Annotated in this window: 3 protein-coding genes; 2 read left to right on the plus strand and 1 reads right to left on the minus strand. The window is 68.9% G+C overall.

Annotated elements, in window-relative coordinates:
• Window positions 1-43: 43 nt before the first annotated feature.
• Window positions 44-18,340, minus strand: a complete 18,297-nt coding sequence (locus GONAM_RS07605) for a non-ribosomal peptide synthetase (protein ID WP_006866176.1) — start codon at window positions 18,338-18,340, stop codon at window positions 44-46.
• An 879-nt stretch (window positions 18,341-19,219) separates the two neighbouring features.
• Here GONAM_RS07605 and GONAM_RS07610 point away from each other — a divergent pair.
• Both GONAM_RS07610 and GONAM_RS07615 read left to right on the plus strand, forming a co-directional pair.
• Window positions 19,220-19,723: a MarR family transcriptional regulator gene (locus GONAM_RS07610; protein WP_005201490.1), complete on the plus strand. Its 504-nt coding sequence runs from the start codon at window positions 19,220-19,222 to the stop codon at window positions 19,721-19,723.
• 100 nt (window positions 19,724-19,823) lie between these two features.
• Complete coding sequence (locus tag GONAM_RS07615) at window positions 19,824-20,693, plus strand: type IV toxin-antitoxin system AbiEi family antitoxin domain-containing protein (protein ID WP_006866177.1); 870 nt, start codon at window positions 19,824-19,826, stop codon at window positions 20,691-20,693.
• The last annotated feature ends 30 nt before the right edge of the window (window positions 20,694-20,723 follow it).

Genomic DNA, 20,723 nt, shown 5'->3' on the forward strand with positions numbered 1-20,723 from the left:
CGGCGTAGCTCGGTCGAAGTCCTTGACCTGCTCATGGACTACCTCATTTCTGAATGGTGAATCTCCCATTGTTGAAAACGCTAGACCCGGAACGGCCGGCTTCGTGACCGTTTGCGCGAGTCATGTATTCGTCGAGAATCCCTGCGATCGCGATGATCGCCTCGTTCTCGGTCATCCCGAGGTGGTGCACGTCGACGTCGACATTCGAGATGTCGCCGCGGACGTAGGGCGCCCACCCGTCGTGACCCACCGCGTCAGCGCGCCGATCGCGAACCGCGGTGAAGTACCGCAGGTCGACGTCGACGACCGGTGGCCGCCAGTCACCCAGTGCCCGGAGCAGCATGTTGTATGTCTCGGTGAGGTTCTCGATGGATTCGGCGTCGATGCCGAGCCCGCTCCCGAGACGCTCGGCGATCTGTTCGGCCGCCTCTTCCGCGGTCGCGTCGGCACTGACGAAGTCGATGCCGAGAACCGGGCCGAGGTTGCTGATCAGTTCACCGGCCGTGATCGTCTGGATCGCGTCGGTGTCGACGGCGTCGGCCTCGGTGTCGAGCATCGCGAGCAGCGCGACCTCTTCGCCGGCGGCCCGCATCTCGGCGGCCACGGCGTGCGCGATGGTGCCGCCCAGCGACCACCCCATCAGGTGGTACGGCCCGTGCGGTTGCACCGTCCGGATTTCGTCGAAGTAGCGACGCGCGAGACCGGACACCGTTGTGGGACCGTCCTTCTCGCCACCGATCTGCGGTGCCTGCAGACCGTACACCGGCCGTCCGGACGCGAGGTGCCGGCCGAGGGTGTGGTAGGCCCACGAGAGACCGGATGCGGGATGGACGCAGAACAGCGGCGGCTTCTCCCCACCCGGTCGGATGGGCAACAGGACGTCGAAACCGAGCGGCGGCAGCGCATCGAACTCCATCGACGCGTCGGCGCCTTCGCCGTTGCCCATCCAGTCCTCGATTCGCCGGGCCAGATCGGCTGGGCTCGAGGCGGAGAGCATCCACCGGACCGGGATGTCCATGTGCAGTTCGCTCTTCAGGTCGTTGACCACCTGCACCGACCTCAGCGAGTTGCCGCCGAGTTCGTAGAAGTCGTCGTCGACACCCACCCGCTGCACGCCCAGGACGTGTTCGAAGGTGCGGACGATCTCACCTTCCAGCCACGTGGACGGTTCGCGGAACTCCGCGGTGTTCAGCGTCGGCGTGGGCAGTCGCTTGCGGTCGAGCTTGCCCGACGCGGTGAGCGGCACCGTCTCCAGCACCAGCACCGCGGTCGGCATCATGTAACCCGGCAGCTCCGTCGACGCGAAGCCCGTCACCTCGTCGGTGTCGAGCGATTCTGCATCGCCGTTTGCCGGCACGAGATAGACCGCGAGGAACTCGACGGTCTCGGTCGAGGTGACCGTGGCGACCGCGCGGGCGACCTTCGGGTGTTCGGCGAACACCGCCTCGATCTCCCCGAGCTCGATGCGCAGACCGCGCAGCTTGACCTGGAAGTCGCTGCGGCCAAGGTACTCCAGGTCACCGGTCGGGCGCCGACGCACGAGGTCGCCGGTGCGGTACATCCGCTCCCCCGGTGCGAACGGGTCGGCCACGAACCGTTCCGCGGTCAGGCCGGTCCGGCCGTGATAACCGCGGGCCACCTGGGTCCCCGACAGGTACAGGTCTCCGGTCACCCCCATGGGCACGGGCTGCAACCGCGAATCGAGGACGTAGGCCCGGGCGTTCCACACCGGCTTGCCCATCGGTACGGCGCCGGTGTCGTCGGGTTGGGCGGCGTACGCGGTGGCGTGCACCGTGAATTCCGTCGGACCGTAGAGGTTGTGCAGTTCCACTCCCGGCAGCATCCGCCGCGCCGCGGCCACCACGTCCGGACCGAACGCCTCACCCGCCACGAGCAGCGCCCGCAGCGATTCCAGCGCAACGGTTCTCGCGGAGTCGGCGAACACCGCGAGCATCGACGGCACGAACGAGGTGATGGTCACGCGTTCACGGGCGATCGTGCCGGCGAGGTAGTCGGGGTCGGTGTGCCCGTCCGACCGCGCGATCACCAGGCGGGCTCCCACCATGAGGGTGGCGAAGAGCTCCCACACCGAGACGTCGAAGGTGGCGGGGGTCTTCTGGAGGACGACGTCCGCGACGTTCAGGTCGTATTCGTCGCTGATCCAGAGCACCTGGTTCACCACCGAACGATGCGACACCGCAACGCCCTTCGGCCTGCCGGTGGACCCTGAGGTGAACAGCACGTAGGCGAGATTCGCCGGGGTCAGCGGGCCGAGCCGGTCCGCGTCGGTCAGCGGCGCGTCGTCGAAGGCGTCGAGATCGACGCCGTCGAGCGAGGTGAGGACCACTACCGGATCGGCGCACTCCAGCATGTAGTCGATCCGCTCGGCCGGGTGATCGGGGTCGACCGGCACGTAGGCGCCGCCGGCTGCGTGCACCGCGTACATCGCGGTGACCTGATCCAGCGAACGCCGCATCCGCAGCGCCACCAGCGAATCCGGACCCACCCCGCGGGAGACGAGCCACCTCGCCAACCGGTTGACGCGACCGGCGAACTCACCGTAGGTGAGGGTGACGTCGCCTGCCGTGATCGCGGGGCTGTCGGCGAACCGGGTTGCCGAGTCCACGAAGAGCGACGCCAGCGTGGCGGTGGGGTCGATGGCGTGAGCGGTCTCGTTGCACCGCACCAGGACCGCATCGCGTTCGTCGTCGTCGAGCAGGTCGACCTCGTGGACCAGGCGTGCCGGGTCCTGCGCGAGCGCGCTGAGCATCCGCACCAGGCGTTCACCGAAACCGGCGACCGTCGATGCGTCGAACAGGTCGGTCGCGAAGGTGATCCCGCCGCGGAGTCCGGCCGGCGCGCCGCTCGCGTCGTAGGTGTCCGACACCGTGACCTGCAGGTCGAACAACGACATCCCGGTGTCGGGTTCGACGGCGGACACCGACAGCTCCGGCAGTTCGATGTCTGCCGAGGAGATGTTCTGGAACGCCAGCATCACCTGGAACAACGGGTTGTAGGCATCCGACCGGACCGGGTTGAGCTCCTGCACGAGTCGTTCGAACGGGACGTCCGCGTGCCCGAAGGCCGCCAGATCGGTGTCCCGCACGTCGTCGATCAGCTCGCGCAACGTCATGTCCTGGCGCAACTGCGTGCGGAGGACCAGCGTGTTGACGAACATGCCGATCAGATCATCGAGTTCGCGTTCGCCGCGTCCGGCGTACGGGGTGCCGATCGCCACGTCGTCGGTGGCCGCGAGCCGCGCCAGCAGTGCGGCCAGGGCCGCGTGGACGACCATGAACAGCGTCGTGTTGTGGGCACGGGCGACCTGTTGCAGCGCCGCGTGCAGGTCGGCGTCCACGGTCAGCGGGACGTTGCCGCCGGTGTAGGACTGTGCCGGCGGCCGCGGGCGGTCGGCAGGCAGTTCCAGCAGGGCGGGTGCGTCGGCCAGTTGCTTTGTCCAGTAGTCGATCTGCGCGCGGAGCAATGAGTCGGGGTCGTCGGTGGCACCGAGGACCACCCGCTGCCAGATCGCGTAGTCCGCGTACTGCACCGGCAGCGGTTCCCAGCCGGGTTCGCCACCGTTGGTGCGGGCCGCGTACGCGTTCATCAGGTCCCGGGCGAGCGGCGTCAACGACGAACCGTCGGCGCCGATGTGGTGGATGACCACCGCGAGCACCCACTCGTCGTCGCCGAGCGAGAACAGCCTGATCCGTACCGGGACCTCCGCCGTCACGTCGAAGGGCTGTGCCAGCAGCTTCGACATCGCCCGCGGCATCTCCGACTCGGGCACCGAGGTGACGACCACCGGGACGCGGTCGGCGGCCGGCGGCAGGATCACCTGTGTCGGCTCGGCATCCATGTACGGGTACACCGTGCGCAGGATCTCGTGGCGGTCGACGACGTCGCCGATCGCCGCCTGCAGGGCGTCGACGTCGAGGTGCCCGGACAGCCGGACGACGATCGGGATGCTGTACGCAGGTGAGTCGGGTTCGATGCGGCTGAGGAACCACATCCGCTGCTGCGCATACGACAGCGGGATGCGCTCCGGCCGGTCCAGCGATCCCAGCGGGATCCGGCCGATGGCCGTGTGCGATTCGGCCCGAGCCGCCAGCTTCGACACGGTCGACGCCTCGAAGATCATCGACACCGGCACGTTGGTACCCAGCGCTGCGCCGATCCTCGACACGACACGGGTGGCGGCGAGGCTGTTGCCGCCGAGGTCGAAGAAGTCGTCGTCGGCACCGACGCCGCCCTCGATCCCGAGGACGTCGGCGAAGACACCGGCCACGATCTCCTCCACCGGGGATGCCGGGGCGCGGAAGCGACGGGTCGTGATGAGCGGCGCGGGAAGGGCCTTGCGGTCGAGCTTGCCGCTCGGCGTCAGCGGGATCTCGTCGAGGACCATGACCGCCGCCGGGACCATGTAGGGCGGCAGCGAGTCCAGGAGCAGGGCCCGCAGCTTCTCCCCCGAGATGACCTCTCCGGGAGCCGGCACCACGTAGGAGACCAGGCGCATGCCCACCCCGCTGTCGCGCCGCGGCACCGTGACCGCGAACGACACCCCGGGATGATCACCCAGCGCCGAGTCGATCTCGCCGAGCTCCACCCGGAATCCGTGGATCTTCACCTGGAAGTCATTGCGTCCCAAGAACTCCAACGAACCGGCGGCATTCCAGCGGACGACGTCCCCGGTGCGGTACATCCGCTCGCCGGGCTCGCCGAAGGGATGGGCCACGTACCGCGTCGCGGAGACGCCGGGGCGGTTCAGGTACCCCCGGGCCAGTGCCGGGCCGGCCAGGTAGAGCTCACCGGCCACACCGACCGGCACGGGCTGCATCCGCGGGTCCAGGACCAGTGCCTGCATCCCGGCCAACGGCGTGCCGATGGTCGAACGCTCCCCCGCGTCCAGAGGTTCGGTCGCGGTCGCGACGATCGTGGTCTCGGTGGGGCCGTACAGCACCCGGAATCGGCGGGCCCGGGCCGGGTCGTCGCCCACCCAGCGGGTGATCAGATCGGTCGGCACCTCGTCACCGCCGGACATGACCTCGCGCAGGTCGTCGAGGCCCTCAGGGTCGACCGACGCCAGCGCGGCGGGCGTCACGAACGCGTGGGTGACGCGCTGATCGCGGAGGAAGTCGCCGAGCTCGTTGCCGCCGCGGACGTCGGTCGGCGCCACCACGAGTGCCGAGGACGAACTGATCGACAGCAGGATCTCGAGCAGGGAGGCGTCGAAGGACGGAGACGCGAAGTGCAGGACCCGGGAGGTGGGACCGCTCTCGGGATCGACGAACAGTGAGGACAGGTAGTCGGCGACACCGGCGTGGCTGACCGCGACGCCCTTGGGCACGCCGGTCGATCCGGAGGTGAAGACCACCCATGCCGTGTTCTCCGCACGTACCGGCCGGATGCGTTCGGCCTGCCCGATCTCGGCGTCGTGGAGCGCATCGATGCGTTCGGCGTCGGCGGGATCGTCGACGACGACCCAGTCGATGGTCCCGGGGAGCCCGGCGCGTGCCCCGAGCGTCGTGATGCCCAGCGTCGCACCGGAATCGGTGACCATCTGGTCGATGCGTGCGGTCGGGTAGTGCGGGTCGACCGGAACGTAGGCGGCACCCGACTTGACCACGGCCCACCAGGCGATCACCGAGTCCAGGGACCTCTCGACCGCGACGGCCACCGGCCGCTCCGGCGCCGCGCCCAGTCGAATGAGGTGGCGTGCCAGACGATTCGAACGACGGTCGAGTTCGGCGTAGGTCAGCTCGACGCCGCCGGCGATCACCGCAGGTCCGCGCGGGTTGCGGCGGACTGCAGCGGCGAAGACCTCCGGTAGGAGCACCGGCGACGGTCCCTCGGCGACGAGACGCGGACGACCGACGCGCGAGAGCAGGTCGGTACGTTCGGCGGCGTCGAGCCAATCGATCTCGCCGACCGGGGTCTCCGGATCGTCGACGATCGCCTCCAACATCCGGCACAGTCGCTTGACGAAGCCCTGGACCGTTGCCGGGTCGAACAGGTCGTTCGCGAACATCATCGCGCCCGAGATACCTTGCGCAGTGCCGTTTTCGCCGTACGAGTCGGCGACGACGAGCTGCAGGTCGAACTGGCAGACACCGGTGTCGGCCTGCGCCCGGGACACGGTCACCTCGGGCAGCACCACGTCGGTCTTCGAGAGGTTCTGGAAGGCCAGCGCCACCTGGAACAGCGGATGGTGTGCCGTCGAGCGCTGGGGGTTCAGCTCTTCGACGATCCGCTCGAACGGGACGTCGCCGTGTTCGTAGGCGTGCAGGTCGGTGTCCCTGACCCGACCCACCAGATCGACGAAGGACTGCTCACGGTCGAGCGGCGTGCGCAGGGCGAGGGTGTTCACGAACATCCCGACCAGCGGTTCGAGTCCGGGCTCACCGCGGCCGGCGACCGGGGTGCCGACGACGATGTCGTCGCCACCGCTGAGGCGGCCGAGAAGCGTTGCGAGCGCTGCGTGCAGGACCATGAACAACGATGCGTTCCGCGAGCGTGCGAGTTCCATGAGGCGGTCGTGCAACTGCGCGCCGATCTCTACCGGGACGTGGCCGCCGGACAGGCTCGCGACCGCGGGGCGCGGACGGTCGGTGGGCAGATCCAGGACATCCGGGATCTCTGCCAGCGTCGACCGCCAGTAGTCCAGCTGGGCGTGCATGAGGGACTGCGGATCGTCGGGCTCGCCGAGGACCCGCCGCTGCCACAGGGCGTAGTCGGCGTACTGGACCTCGAGCGGCTCCCAGGCGGGTTCCTGTCCTTCCAGCCGGGCTGCGTAGGCGATCATGACATCGCGGGCCAGCGGCGCCATGGACTGCCCGTCACCCGCGATGTGGTGGACGACGAGGACCAGCAGGAATTCTCCGGCCTGGTCCAACCGACCGCCGGCCGGGATGCCGGGCTCGTCGATACGCAGCAGGCCCACCCGGATCGGCACCCTGGTGGTCACGTCGAAACCGCGTCGGACGAACTCGGTCACCACTTCTTCGACCGCGCTCTCCGGCACGTAGCGCACCTCGACGGCAGCCGCGACGTGGTCCAGCACCACCTGATGCGGTTCACCCGCGTCGTCGGGGTAGATCGTCCGCAACACCTCGTGCCGGCCGATCACGTCGGCGAGCGCATCCTCGAGTGCTGCGATGTCGAGGCGCCCGGTCAGCTTCAGCAGCACCGGGATGTTGTAGGCGGGTGACTCCGGCTCCATGCGGTTGAGGAACCACATACGCTGCTGTGCGAGCGACAGCGGAATCCGCTCCGGTCGCGGGCCGGCGACCAGCGGTGCACGTTGCCCTTCCTGCAGCGATCCGGCGAGGCCGGCCAGGGCCGACACGGTGGGCGCCTCGAACAGGGCACGCACCGGGACACGAACTCCCAGCGCCGAACCCACCCGCGCCGCCACCACCGAAGCACTCAGCGAATCGCCGCCGAGGGCGAAGAAGTCGTCGTCGGCGCCGACCCGGTCGATCTCCAGCACCTCTTCGAAGGCGGTGGCCACCGCGGACTCCGCGGGAGTCGACGGTGCGCGGAATTCCGTTGCCGCGAACACCGGTTCGGGCAACCGTCCCCGGTCCAACTTGCCGGTCGGGGTCCGCGGGACCTCGTCGAGGACGACGACCGCAGCCGGGACCATGTACGCGGGCAGGCTCAACGAGAGGAAATCCCGCAGCTCGTCGCCGGACAGTTCCTCGCCCGGCGCGGCCACCACGTAGGACACCAGCATCTGCGGCATCCCGTTGTCACTGCGGGCGATGGTGACCGCGTAGGCGATGTCGGACCGGCCACCGAGAGCCGCGTCGATCTCCCCGATCTCGATGCGGGTGCCGCGGATCTTGACCTGGAAATCGTTGCGTCCCAGGTACTCCAGCTGATCGTCGGCGGTCCGCCGGACCAGGTCGCCGGTGCGGTACATCCGCTCACCGGTGTCGCCGAACGGACATGCGACGAACCGGGCCGCGGTCGTCGTGGGCTTCCCGACGTAACCGTCGGCCAGTCCGGGCCCGAAGAGGTAGAGCTCGCCGACGACGCCCTGGGGCACCGGGCGCATCCACGTGTCGAGCACGACTCCGGCGACCGGTCCGATCGTGCGGCCGATGGTCACCGGCCCGTGCGGATCGAGCGGTTCGCTCGCCGTGGCCCAGACGGTGATCTCGGTGGGGCCGTAGATGTTGATCATCTTGCGTCCCGGCGCCCACCGCGCGACCAGCTCCGGACCGACGGCCTCACCGGCGGGAGCGAGCACGCGCAGCGTGTCGAGATCCGCCTCGGGCACCGTCGACAGAGCCGACGGCGTCACCACCGCGTGCGTCACGTGTTCGCGCCGGATCAGTTCGGCCAGTTCGGGACCGCCGTAGACGTCGGGTGGTGAGACCACCAGGCGGCCGCCGGCGCCGTGGGCCATCAGCAGCTCGAACACCGAGGCGTCGAAGCTCGGCGAGGCCACCTGGAGAACGCTCGCGGTGTCGTCGGCGAAGAGAACGCGGTGCTGCGCCTCGACGAGCCGCGCGAGGCCGCGATGACTGACGATCACGCCCTTCGGCATGCCGGTCGAGCCGGAGGTGTAGATGACGTAGGCGGTCTGACCGATCCGGATCGGACCCCCGCGCTCGGCATCGGTGATCGGTGCGTCCGATTCGGCGTCGAGCAGGCACGGGTGCCGTTCGTCGTCGAGTTCGAGCCACTCGATGCCGGGGGGCACGCCGGGACCGTCCAGGGTAGCGGTCCCGGCGTGCGTGAGACCCAGCCTGACATCGGCATCGGAGAGCAGGTATCCGATCCGTTCAGCAGGCAGGGTCGGGTCCACCGGCAGGAATGCCGCGCCCGTCTTGGCCACCGCCCAGATGGCGACGACCGCGTCGAGCGATCTCGGCAACACACAGGCGACCACATCTTGTGATCCGACTCCCCGGCGCAGGAGGAGTCTGGCCATTCGGTTCGACCGCTCGTCGAGCCAGCGGTACGACACCGACGCGCCGCACGTCACCGCGATGGCGTTCGGGTGGCGGGCAACGGAAGCAGCGAGGATCTCGGGCATCGTCGCCGGCCGGAGGTTCTGCGGCGAGGCGGGCAGATCCAGAGCACCGCCGCCGTGCGCGAGGACGCCCACCCGGGTGTCCGGGTCGTCGGCGATCCGGGCCAGGCACTCGACGAAGAGGTCGAGGATCTCCCGCGCCCGGGCGGGGTCGAAGTCGCCGCGGCGGAAGCGCAACGTGATCGACAGCCCCGGTTCCCCGTCTCCGACATCGTTCTTCGGAGCGACGACGAGACTCAGCGGATACGGCGTGGCGTCGACTCCGGTGATCCCGTCGACGCGGAGTCCCGCCGAGGACACGAGCTCCTGGAGGGTCGACTCGCGCAGCGGGAAGGACTGGAAGGCCAGCGCGGTGTCGAACATCTCCGAGAGACCCACCGCCCGGTGGATGGCCGGGAGGCCCACGTAGTGATGGTCGAGCAGTTCGGCGTTGCTGTCCTGGGCACCGACCAGCAGGTCGCGCAGCGAGGCCGCAGGGTCGAGGCGGACGCGGACCGGGACGGTGTTCAGGAACATCCCGAGGGCCCGCTCGACACCCGGCAGTTCCGGCGGTCGCCCGGCGACGGCCGAGCCGAGGATCACGTCGGTCTCGCCGGTCAGCATCCGCAGGACGAGTGCCCACGCAGTCGACACCGCGGTGCCGACGGTGACCGCGGAATCGGCTGCGACAGAACGCAACCGCAGGTACTCCTGGGCCGGCAGCTCCGCACCGACCTCGCCGGCCAGGTCGCCCGACATCGCCGGATCGCGCCGGCTGACGCGGGTGGGCCCGTCGACGTCGGCGTAGGCCCGTGTCCATGCGGCGAGGGACGCTTCGTGGTCCTGCTGCGCCAGCCAGCGCAGGTAGTCGCGGTACGACGGTGCGGACCCGGCGTTCTCGATCCGCTCGGGTTCGCCGTAGAACTCGAGGAGTTCGCCGATGAGCAGCGGCATCGACCAGCCGTCGAGGATGACGTGGTGGTTGGTGATGTGCAGTTCGAACGCCTCGGCGTCGAGACGGATCAGGGTGAACCGGATGAGCGACGGGACGCTGAGGTCGAATCCTGCCTCCGCGTCTTCCGCGGCGATTCGCTCGGCGTCCGCCTGCGCACTCTCGCGGGACCGGTCGGACAGGTCGATCTCGCGGAAGGCGACCTCGGCGTGGCCGACCACGACCTGGCGTGGGCCGCGGGAGGTCTCGACGAAACCTGCACGCAGGATGTCGTGCCGGTCGACCAGTGCCTGCGCGGCCCGACGCAACCGTGCTCCGTCGAGATGGCCCGACAACCTGATCGTCGACTGCACGGTGTAGTTGTCCGCCGAGTCGGGGTCGAGCGTGGAGTGGAAGTGGATGCCGGACTGCGTCGACGACAGTGGCCAGATCTCCGACAGGTCCGGGTACCGATGACGGAGGTTTTCCGCATCGGAGTCGCACACGTCGGCGAAGTCGTCGGCGGAGAGCGCCTCGTGATCCGCGAGACGGGCCTCCACCGCGGCGCCCGGCCGGCCCGCGACGTCGTGTCCGGCGTCGTCCGGATCCACGAGCGCTGACAGCGCGGCGACCGTCTTGGCCTCGAAGACCTGGCGACCGGTGATGTTCAGTCCGGCTGACTTGGCCAGGGCCACCAGTTGCATCGAGACGATGGAGTCGCCGCCCAGGGCGAAGAAGTTGTCGTCGGCGGTCACCGTCTCGAGGTTCAGGGCCTCGGCGAACAAGCGTGCGATGAGCTCCTCGGTGGGTGTCGAGGGCGCTCGGCCGCCGGCACTCTCGGCGCGGAAGTCCCACGCTGGGAGAGCCTTCCGGTCGACCTTGCCGGTGCGGGTCACCGGCATCGCGGGCAGCTCGAGAATGGCGGTCGGGACCATGTAGCGCGGCAGCGATTCCGCGAGATCGGCTCGTAGCGCGGTGACGTCGAGCTGCTCCCCCGGGGTGCCGACGACATAGGACACGATGACCGGCTGGCCGGTCGGTCCTGGCTGGACCAGGGTGACGGCCTGCGCCACGGCGTCGTGCCGTGCGAGGTGGGCGTCGATGTCCCCGGTCTCGATTCGCAGTCCGTGGATCTTGACCTGCTGGTCGTTGCGCCCCAGGTAGTCCAGTTCGAGTCCGTCGCGTCCGTGGATCCATCGCACCTGGTCACCGGTGCGGTAGATGCGTTCGCCGGTCGCCGACCGCGGGTCCGCCACGAACCGGGAGGCGGTGAGGCCGGGCCGGTCGAAGTAGCCACGGGCCAGACCCGGCCCGCCCAGGTACAGTTCGCCGGCCACGCCGACCGGGACCGGACGCAGCCACGCGTCGAGCACCACCGCGGACACTCCGCGGACCGGTTCGCCGATGGTCACCGGTTCCCCGGGCTGCAGGTCGTCGGCCGCAGTGGCCCAGATGGTGGTCTCGGTCGGCCCGTAGTGGTTCATCAGCCGACGGCCGGGTGCCCAGCGGTTCACGATGTCGGCGCCGGTGGCCTCGCCGACCACTGCGATCGTCGCCAGCGACGGCACCCGTGCGGGGTCCATCGTGTTGAGGGCGGTCGGCGTGATGATCGCGTGGGAGATCTGTTCCGCGCGAACCAGTTCCTCGAGATCGACGCCGCCGTAGACATCCTGGGGCGCCACCACCAGGCAGGCCCCGTTGCCATGGGCGAGCAGGACCTCGGAGACGCAGGCGTCGAAGCCCGGGGAGGCCACCTGTAGAACTGCCGAACCCGGCTGTACCCCGAAGTAGTCGGCGAGTGCGGTGACCCGGTCCCGCAGCCCCCGATGGGCGATGTGGACCGCTTTCGGCCGTCCGGTCGACCCGGAGGTGAAGATCAGGTACGCACTGCTGTCGGCCTCCACCGGAGTCGTCCCCCGGTCAGCCTTCGCCCCTTCGTCATCCGACCGGCCGGCGGCGTCGAGGACAAGCCAGTCGACGGAATCCGGCAGGTTCTTCGTGACCTCCTCAACCGTCACCCCGAGCACGCACCGCGAGTCGGCCAGCAACTCGGCCAGCCGGTAGGCGGGGTTGCCGGGATCGAGGGCGACGAAGGCCGCACCCGACTTGGCGATCGCCCACATCGCGACGATGAGTTCGACCGACCGCGGGACGGCCAGCGCGACGAATCGCTCGGGGCCGGCGCCACGGCGAACGAGCTCGCAGGCGACGCGATCGGCCCGTTCGTCGAGTTCACGGAATGTCAGGGTGTCGCCGCCCGACCGCACGGCCGGGGCGTCCGGATACCGGCGTGCGGTATCGGACAGGATGCCCCGGAGCGTGCGCGGTGTCATGGCCGGCGGCCCCTCGACGCGAGCCAGCTCCGCCCATTCGGTGTCCCAGCACGGGGAGACCGTCGCGACCTTTCGGCCCGGGTCCGCCGCGATCTGACCCAGCAGCATCGCGAAGCGCTCGAGCAGCAGTCCCGCGGACTGGGCGTCGAGCCGATCGGATGCGTACTTCAGGATGAGCTCGTAATGTCCCGGTTCACTCCCGGCCCGCGACGGCCGCGGCGGCGTGACCTGGAGGCTGACCGGATACGGCGTCGCATCGTGGGCGACGATGCCCTTCCACTGCAGCCCGGCGTCCGCGAGCGCACCCGCCACCCCCTCGGCGTCGATGGGATAGGACTCCAGAACCGTTGCGGTGTCGAAGATGTCGGCCATCCCCGCGGCCCGTTGGAGTTCGGCGAGACCGATGTTGCGGTGGTCGAGCATCGCGGCCTGCTCGGCCTGTGCACGCGTGAGCAGTTCGGTGACCGTCTCGTCCGGGTCGAGCCGTACCCGCACCGGCAGGGTGTTGATGAACAGACCGATCATCCGCTCGATCCCCGCGATGTGCGCCGGGCGATCGGAGACGGTGTTGCCGAACACCACGTCCGACCGGCCGGTCATCGTGGAGAGCAGCAGCGCCCAGGCCACCTGGATGGCCGTGTTGGGGGTGACGCCGTGCGCACGACCGAGTCCGAGGACCGCGTCGGTGGTGGCGGCGTCGAGGTCGAGGTCGACCTGTGCGACCTCGGCGGTGGCGACCCGCTCCGGATTGCCGGTCAGCCGGGTCGGGCTCTCGATGTCGGCCAGCATCGCCTCCCAGGCCTCGACCGTCGCGGCGTGGTCCTGGGAATCCAGCCACTGCAGGTACTCCCGGAACGACCGCGGCGTGGGCAGACCCGCCGCGGCACCGTCCGTCGAGTCGGTGATGTAGAGCGCGAGCAGTTCCTGGACGACCAGCGGCATCGACCAGCCGTCGAGCACGATGTGGTGGTTGGTCAGCAGGAGCATGAACTCGTCGTCGTCGACGCGGATGAGGTGGAACCGCATCAGCGGCGGCCGCATCAGGTCGAAGGGGGTCGCCGAGTCGGTGATCAGCCGACGCAGTTCACGGTGCCGCTCCTCGCGATCGGCGATGCCGGTGAGGTCGGAGTCCGTCCAGTCGACGGCCACGTCACGCAGCAGGATCTGACGCGGACCAGTCGCGGTCTCGACGAATGCGACGCGCAGGCTGTCGTGACGGTCGATGAGAGCCTGTGCGGCGCGGCGCATCCGCTCCGCTTGCAGCGAGCCGCCGAGGGTCAGTTCGGCCTGCACGACGTAACCGTCGGCGCCACTGACACCGCCGGCAGCATTGGTGTCGATGCCGTCGTAGGTGGCGTGGAACAGGAGCCCGGCCTGCAGCGCCGTCAGCGGCCAGACATCGACCATCGACGGATGATCGCGCAGCCAGCCGTCGATCTCGTCCTGTGTGGTCTCCACGAGCGCGAAGTCCGACGGGGTGTACCCGCCGGCATCGTCGGCCCGGGCATGGCGGGCGAGCGCCTCGAGGGCCTCCACCCACAGTTGCGACAGTTCTTCGACCTCGGCGCGATCGAGCACCAGCGAGGCGAACTCCCATACGGCGTCGAGTTCGAGTCCGTCCGGGCCCGGTTCGGCGATCGCGTTGATGTCCAGGACCGCCGGGAGGGCCATCCACGGGTCGGCGGTGCCGGCCAGTGCGTCGAACTCGCGCGACGGCGTCCACGGTCCGAAGACATCGCGGGTACCCGCGCGGCCCAGGTAGTTGAAACTGATCTGCGGTTCGGGACGGTTCTGGAGTTCGTTGCAGCCGACCGGGTCCAGGTGCCGGACCATGCCGTAGCCGATGCCGTTGTCGGGCACCGCGCGCAGGAACTCCTTGACCCGCTTGATCGCCGTACCGGCGGCCGCCCCGCCGGCGAAGGCGTCGTCGAGGTCGATGTCGTCGAGGTCCAGCCGGACGGGGAACCGAGAGGTGAACCAGCCGACCGTCGCGGTCAGGTCGGCGCCGGGGACGGCCGACTCCTCGCGGCCGTGTCCTTCGAGCGCGATCAGTTCGCCGCCCGGAGCGTCGCCGTGCAGCGACCGCCAGCGTGCGAGGGCGAGTCCCAGGGCCGCGAGCAGCGGGTCGTTGGGGCTGCCGTGGAACCGGCCAGGGATGGTCGTGACGATCGTCTCGGTGACGTCGGCGGGGATGCGCATCCGCACTCGTCCTGCCGTGGCGGTGATGTCCCGGTCGGGGTCGAGCGCGCGTGCGCCGAGCGGACGATCGCCGGCCGCGAGGGTGTTCGACCAGAGGTCGAGCTCGGCGGCGGTACGGCCCGAGGACCGTTCGACCAGGCCGTGAACCCAGCGACGCACGGAGGTCGTCGGCGTGCTGAGCTGCGGGTCTCCGCCCGCAGCGATCTGACCGTGGGCGACCGCGAGGTCGCTCAGCAGGATGCGCCACGACACGCCGTCGACGGCGAGGTGGTGGATCACGAGCCACAGCAGGTCCGGGTTCGTGCCGGTGCGGTCCCGCAGCCAGACGAAGCGCGTGAGCAGCCCGGCGCGCGGGTCCAGCAGATCGGCGGCCGCCTGCAGTTGCTGATCGATCTCGTCGGCGTCGCGACGTTCGAGCCACACCTCTGTCAGCGTCTCCTCGACGTCGACCGAGCCGTGCTCACGGACCTCGACGAACCCCTCGCCCGCGTGGTCGTCGCGCAGGACCGCACGCAGGATGTCGTGACGGTCGGCGAGCGCGCCCAGGGCGCGCACGAGGTCGGCGCGGCGGAGGTCGTCGGGGAGCTCGATGAGCGCGGCCTGCGCGAAGCGGTCGATGTGTCCCCGCTCGAGCATCGCGTGCATGATCGGCGCCAGCGGGAACGAACCCACGCCGGCACCGGGGAGCTCGTGCAGCGTGTCGTCGGTCGACGCCTCGGTCGCCCGGACCGCGAGAGCCGCGACGGTCTTGCACTCGAACACGTCCTGGGTCGAGAACGCCAGTCCAGCGGCCTTGGCCCGGCCCACGAGTTCGATCGAGGAGATGCTGTCGCCGCCGAGGACGAAGAAGCTGTCGTCGGCACCGACCTCGTCGACACCGAGGACCTCGGAGAACAGCTGTGCCAGCCGGTATTCCGCGGGCGTCGACGGCGGCCGTCCGGTGCGGGCGGACGCAAAGACCGGAGCGGGCAGTGCCTTCCGGTCGACCTTGCCGAACGCGTTGAGCGGCAACGCGTCGAGCGTGGTGATCACCGCCGGGACCATGTGCGGCGGAAGCGATTCGCGAGCGAAACGGGTCAGCTCGGGCACCTCGATCCGATGGTCGCGGACCGGCGACACGTAGGAGGCGAGAACGGTTGCGCCGGCGTTGTTGCGGACCGGCACGGTGATCGACGCCTCGACGTCGGGGTGGCCGATGAGAGCCGCGTCGATCTCGCCGGGCTCGATCCGGTAGCCACGGATCTTCAACTGGAAATCGGTGCGACCCAGCAGTTCCAGCGACAGCGCGGAGGGCTTCCCCACCCAGCGCGCCAGATCGCCGGTGCGGTACATCCGCTCACCGGGTTCACCGTGGGGGTTGGCGACGAACCGGCCGGCGGTCTGGCCGAACAGGTTCGCGTAGCCGCGTGCGAGACCCCGCCCCGCCAGGTACAGCTCCCCCGCGGTGCCGACCGGGACCGGCTGCAGCGCGGGGTCGAGGATCATCATCGACGCACCGCGCACCGGCCGGCCGACGGTCAGATCCTCGGCGGGGTCGATGACACCGCTGGCCGCGGTGATCGTCGCCTCGGTGGGTCCGTACTCGTTGATCATCCGCGCACACTGCGTCCACCGTTCGACGATGCGCGGCGCGGTCTTGTCGCCGCCGACCATGACCGCCCGCAGGTCGGTCAGGGCTTCGGGCTCGACGGTGGCCAGCATCGCCGGCGTCAGCGTCAGGTGGGTGACACCCTCGTCGGCCAGCAGTCGGGTGAGCCGCTCCCCGCCGATCACGTCCGGCGGCACGACGATCAGCGCGGAACCGTTCGCGAAACAGGTCAGCAGCTGTTCCATGGACGCGTCGAAGCTCGGCGAAAGGGCATAGGACACCCGTGATCCCGAGTCCAGGCCGTAAACCTCGGACCGATCGGAGATGAGGTTCGCGAGCCCGTTGTGTGTGACCTGGACACCCTTCGGGACACCGGTCGAGCCCGAGGTGTAGGTCATGTACGCCACGTTGTCCGCACGTAGCGGACGAGTGCGGTCGCGGTCGGTGATCACCTCGTCCGGGGCGAGGGCGGCCCCCTCCCCGAGACCGCCCTCGCCGTCGACGAGCACCGTGGGCATCGACTCCGGGAGTCGGTCGGTGAACTCGTCGGCTGTGATCGCCACGTCGGCGCCGCTGTCGGCGACGATGTGCTCGATACGCTTGCGTGGGTAGTCCGGGTCCACCTGGACGATGGCAGCCCCGGACTTCGCAACCGCCCACGCGGCGGTGACGGACTCGGCGGACCGTCTGAGAAGAATCGCCACCGCCGTGTCGGGCCCGCAGCCCAAGTCGATCAGGCGGCGCGCCATCCGCGACGAGACGGCGTCGAGTTCCCGATACGTCAGCCGGCGACCGTCCGACGAGATCGCGACACGGTCGCCGTGACGGGCCACACTGTCGGCGAAGATGTCCGGGAGAAGCCGCGGCACAACACCTTCCGAACCGCGCACAGGTAGGAGAGCATTCCGCTCGTCCTCGTCGAGCAGCTCGAGCAGACCCACCTGATCATCCGAACCGCCCACGAGGAACTCGTGCAGGAACATCAGGAACCGACGGTGATGGTCGGCGAGCTCGGCGGGCGTGTAGACGTTCGGGTTGCCCTGGAAGTCGATGTGCGTGCTTTCGTGTCCCGCACCGGGGTAGATGTTCACGAACAGGTCGGAGGTCGGACCGGACGTCAGCACGTGCAGGCGCCCCGCCACGTCGCCGAACACGACCTCGCTGTCGATCATCATCAGGTTCACGGCCGGACCGAACGACGACGCCTCGTCGCGCGCGATCCCCATGTCGCGGAAGATGTCCTCCTGGCGGTAGCGCTGCCGCCGGAGTGCGCTCAGCAGCTCACCCTTCACTGCGGTGACGACCTCGTCGAGCGTGCGGCCCGCGACCGGGACGCGCAACGGCACGACGTTCGCCACCATGCCGCCCGAGCGGCGCAGCACGGCCGAGTGCCGGCCCGAGACCGGCAGGCTCAGGAGGACTTCCGGGCTCCCGGTCATCCGGGCGAGGTAGACGGCGAAGGCCGCGACGATCACCGGGGTGACCCCGCCGTCGTGCGACGCGTCGTCGAGCAGACGCGCGGTTTCCTCCGGCAGCGGCGTGGACACGAGCGTCGGGTGCAGCGTTGGCTTGCCGAGCCGGCCGGCGAGACTGACCACCGGAGGGGCACCGTCGAGGTGTTCGCTCCAGTACTTCCGGTCGTTCTCGTAGCGGGTCGACCCGGGATAGGACGCGTCCTGCTCGATGATGTCGGCGAGATCGCTTGCCTTGCAAGGTGGCGGCTCTTCACCGCGGAGGCCGGCGTTGTACCGCTCGGTGATCCGGCGGACCATCGTGACCGCACCGAATCCGTCGAGCGCGATGTGGTGCGCGCGCAGATACCAGAAGTAGTGGTTCGTCCCGACCTGATAGACGATGCTCGTCATGAGGTGGTCGACGAGAAGGTCCAGCGGCCGCGAATAGTCCTCGGTCATCAGACGGTGCGCGGTCCCGATCGGGTCGGGATCCTCACGCAGGTCCACGGTGTACACCGGGGCGCCGTACGCCTCGTCGACGTACTGCCGCGGCTCGCCGTCGACCTCGATCAGCCGCAGATATCCGGAACCGAACTCTCTTCCGGTCGCCCGTGCGGCGTCCTCCAGCACGTCGGTGTCGAGGTCGCCCTCGATCTCGACATACTGCGCCACCGAGATCGGCAGGTCACCCGCGACGTGCTGCGCGAACCAGATGCCCCGCTGCGCCGCGGACAGCGGCAAGGTGCCGACCCGTGACCGAGCACCCGACTCGTCGTCGAAGGTTGACTCGAAATTTCTCTCTGAGATGGTCACGCGGCCTCCCCATGCGTCCTCATCGACTGCGTCCACCGGGCCTGGGGGCATAACCCGGACGGAATCGTCAGACCACAAATTGCTCGTCTCGCGCCTGAAGCGAGAATGGGCAATGCAGCCCCCCTGGATAGTTGTCGCCCCGCCGACAAGAACTGACCGTACTCTCGCGAAACTTTCCGCCACAACGATTTCCGAGAAGCTAGATCAGTCGTACGACCCCGGAGAGAAAGGTCTCGGAATGATGACATTCGGCAATTGGTCCGATCGGATGACATTCGCCGGACAGAGTGTTTTTCGCGGATATCTCTGCATGTCGCGTGTTACAGAAGCAGATTCGGATCCAGATTCACATCCAACCGGGTATGGTGCCGAATCCGTTTGCAAGGGCATGGTTTTCGGTTGATCCATAAACTGGGACAAGACTCCCGAATCGCCCATAGTGCCCAAACCGCGATTTAATTAGATTGATTAGCTAATGGGTATGGAGAATCCAGCTAACGACGCCGTGACCTTTTCGATATTCGAGCTACACCTTCATTCCTGGCTGACCCGGATGGTCTCGATTCGGGGGTTGTCGTTCCAGGAAACGACAAAGCATCAAGAGACCCTCTCGAGATGACAAACACTTTGTTTCGTTGCCGCGGAGGCCATTTGTCACTTCCGTAGGGACCTTTGTCACTCGGGAGGGGCCGTTGGTCATGGGCACCCACGGTGCGCCGAGTCGATTCCGCCGACGCGGACACGGCCGCGTCGTCGTCGGATCGGTTCCGCGGCCCCCTCTCCTGCCCGGCCGGAGCTGCCCCAGACGGCATCGCACGCGGGCGGCGACGGCTGGCGCGCCATCGATCGGCGACGCGACAACCCGATTAGGGTGTGTTCATGGCAGGGCGCAGCATGGACTTCGATCCCATCGCCGAGGCACGGGACAACTGGACCGAGGCCGGGTGGGGCGACGTCGCCGACGGCATGGTCGCGGTGACCTCGGTAATGCGTGCCCACCAGATCCTGCTGGCCCGCGTCGAGGCCACGTTGCGCCCCTTCGATCTGAGCTTCTCCCGGTTCGAGCTTCTCCGACTGCTCGCGTTCTCACGCCAGGGCGCACTCCCGATCACCAAGGCGAGCGACCGTCTCCAAGTTCACGTCACCAGCGTCACACACGCGATCCGGCGCCTCGAGGAGGGCGGCCTCGTCCGCCGCGTCCCCCACCCCACCGACGGCCGCACCACCCTCGTCGAGATCACCGACCTGGGCCGCTCCACCGTCGAAGACGCCACCAAGACCCTCAACGAGAAGGTCTTCGCCGACGTCGGCATGACCGACGACGAGATGGCCGGCCTCGTCGGGGCCATCCAATCGCTGCGGAAGCACAACGGCGACTTCTGATGTGTATGACGTTGTGCCCGGCTTCCGGGTTCAACGTCATACGGAACACCGCGGCTCAGGACACGGGAACCAGTTAAGGCGCCGTCCGCGTCGAATCATCGTGGACATCACCGAACTGACCGTCCGTCGAGACGGCGTGTTCTCGGCCCAGGAGGCACGCGAATGCGGCGTCAGCTCCTCATCGATCCAGCGCAAGGTGGCCGCCGGCGAGTGGAAAGCCGTGGCACGAGGCGTGTACCTCGTCAACGGGCACGCACGGTCGGCGCGGGCACAGGCACGGATTGCGGTGCTGTCGGTACACAACGACGCAGTGCTGGGTGGTGCGGCTGCCGCGTGGTGGCTCGGCCTCCACGATGCCGAGCCCCGCAAACACGTCGTGTTCACCAGAACGCGTGGCGACGCCCGACGATCGTCGGCAACGGCGCTGGCCCGATACCGACTGCTGCATGATGCAGACGTCACGGTGCACGAGGGCCTTCGGACAACAGCGCCCGCGCTGACCGTCCTCGAGGCGTCACTCGACATCGGGGTGAGCATCCTCGATTCGGCACTGTTGACCAAACGAGTCACCGTCGCAGGCCTCGAGGCAGCGCACGCCCGCTACCCCAGGCGGCACGGAGCGACTCGCGCGGCGTCGTATCTGCGGCTCCTGGGCAACGGAGCGAGGTCGGAGGCCGAGAGACTGACCGCGAACCTGCTGTCGGCCGGTGGCGTCTCCGGCTGGATCGCGAACATGCCCGCCTACGGGTACGTTATCGACTTCGCGATCCCGCGCGTGAAGGTCGCGGTGGAGATCGATGGCTTCGCGTTCCACCGCGACGCAGCCGCATTCCAGCGAGACCGTTTGAAGCGCAATCTGCTGGTCGCGAACGGGTGGACCGTCCTCAACTTCACCTGGGCCGACCTCATCGAGCGTCCGACGGACATCGTCGAGGGGGTGAAGGCGGCACTTCAGCGCGCCGCCAGCTGAAAACAGTATGACGTTGTGCCCGGAAACCGG

Source organism: Gordonia namibiensis NBRC 108229 (assembly GCF_000298235.1).
GTDB classification, from domain to species: domain Bacteria; phylum Actinomycetota; class Actinomycetes; order Mycobacteriales; family Mycobacteriaceae; genus Gordonia; species Gordonia namibiensis.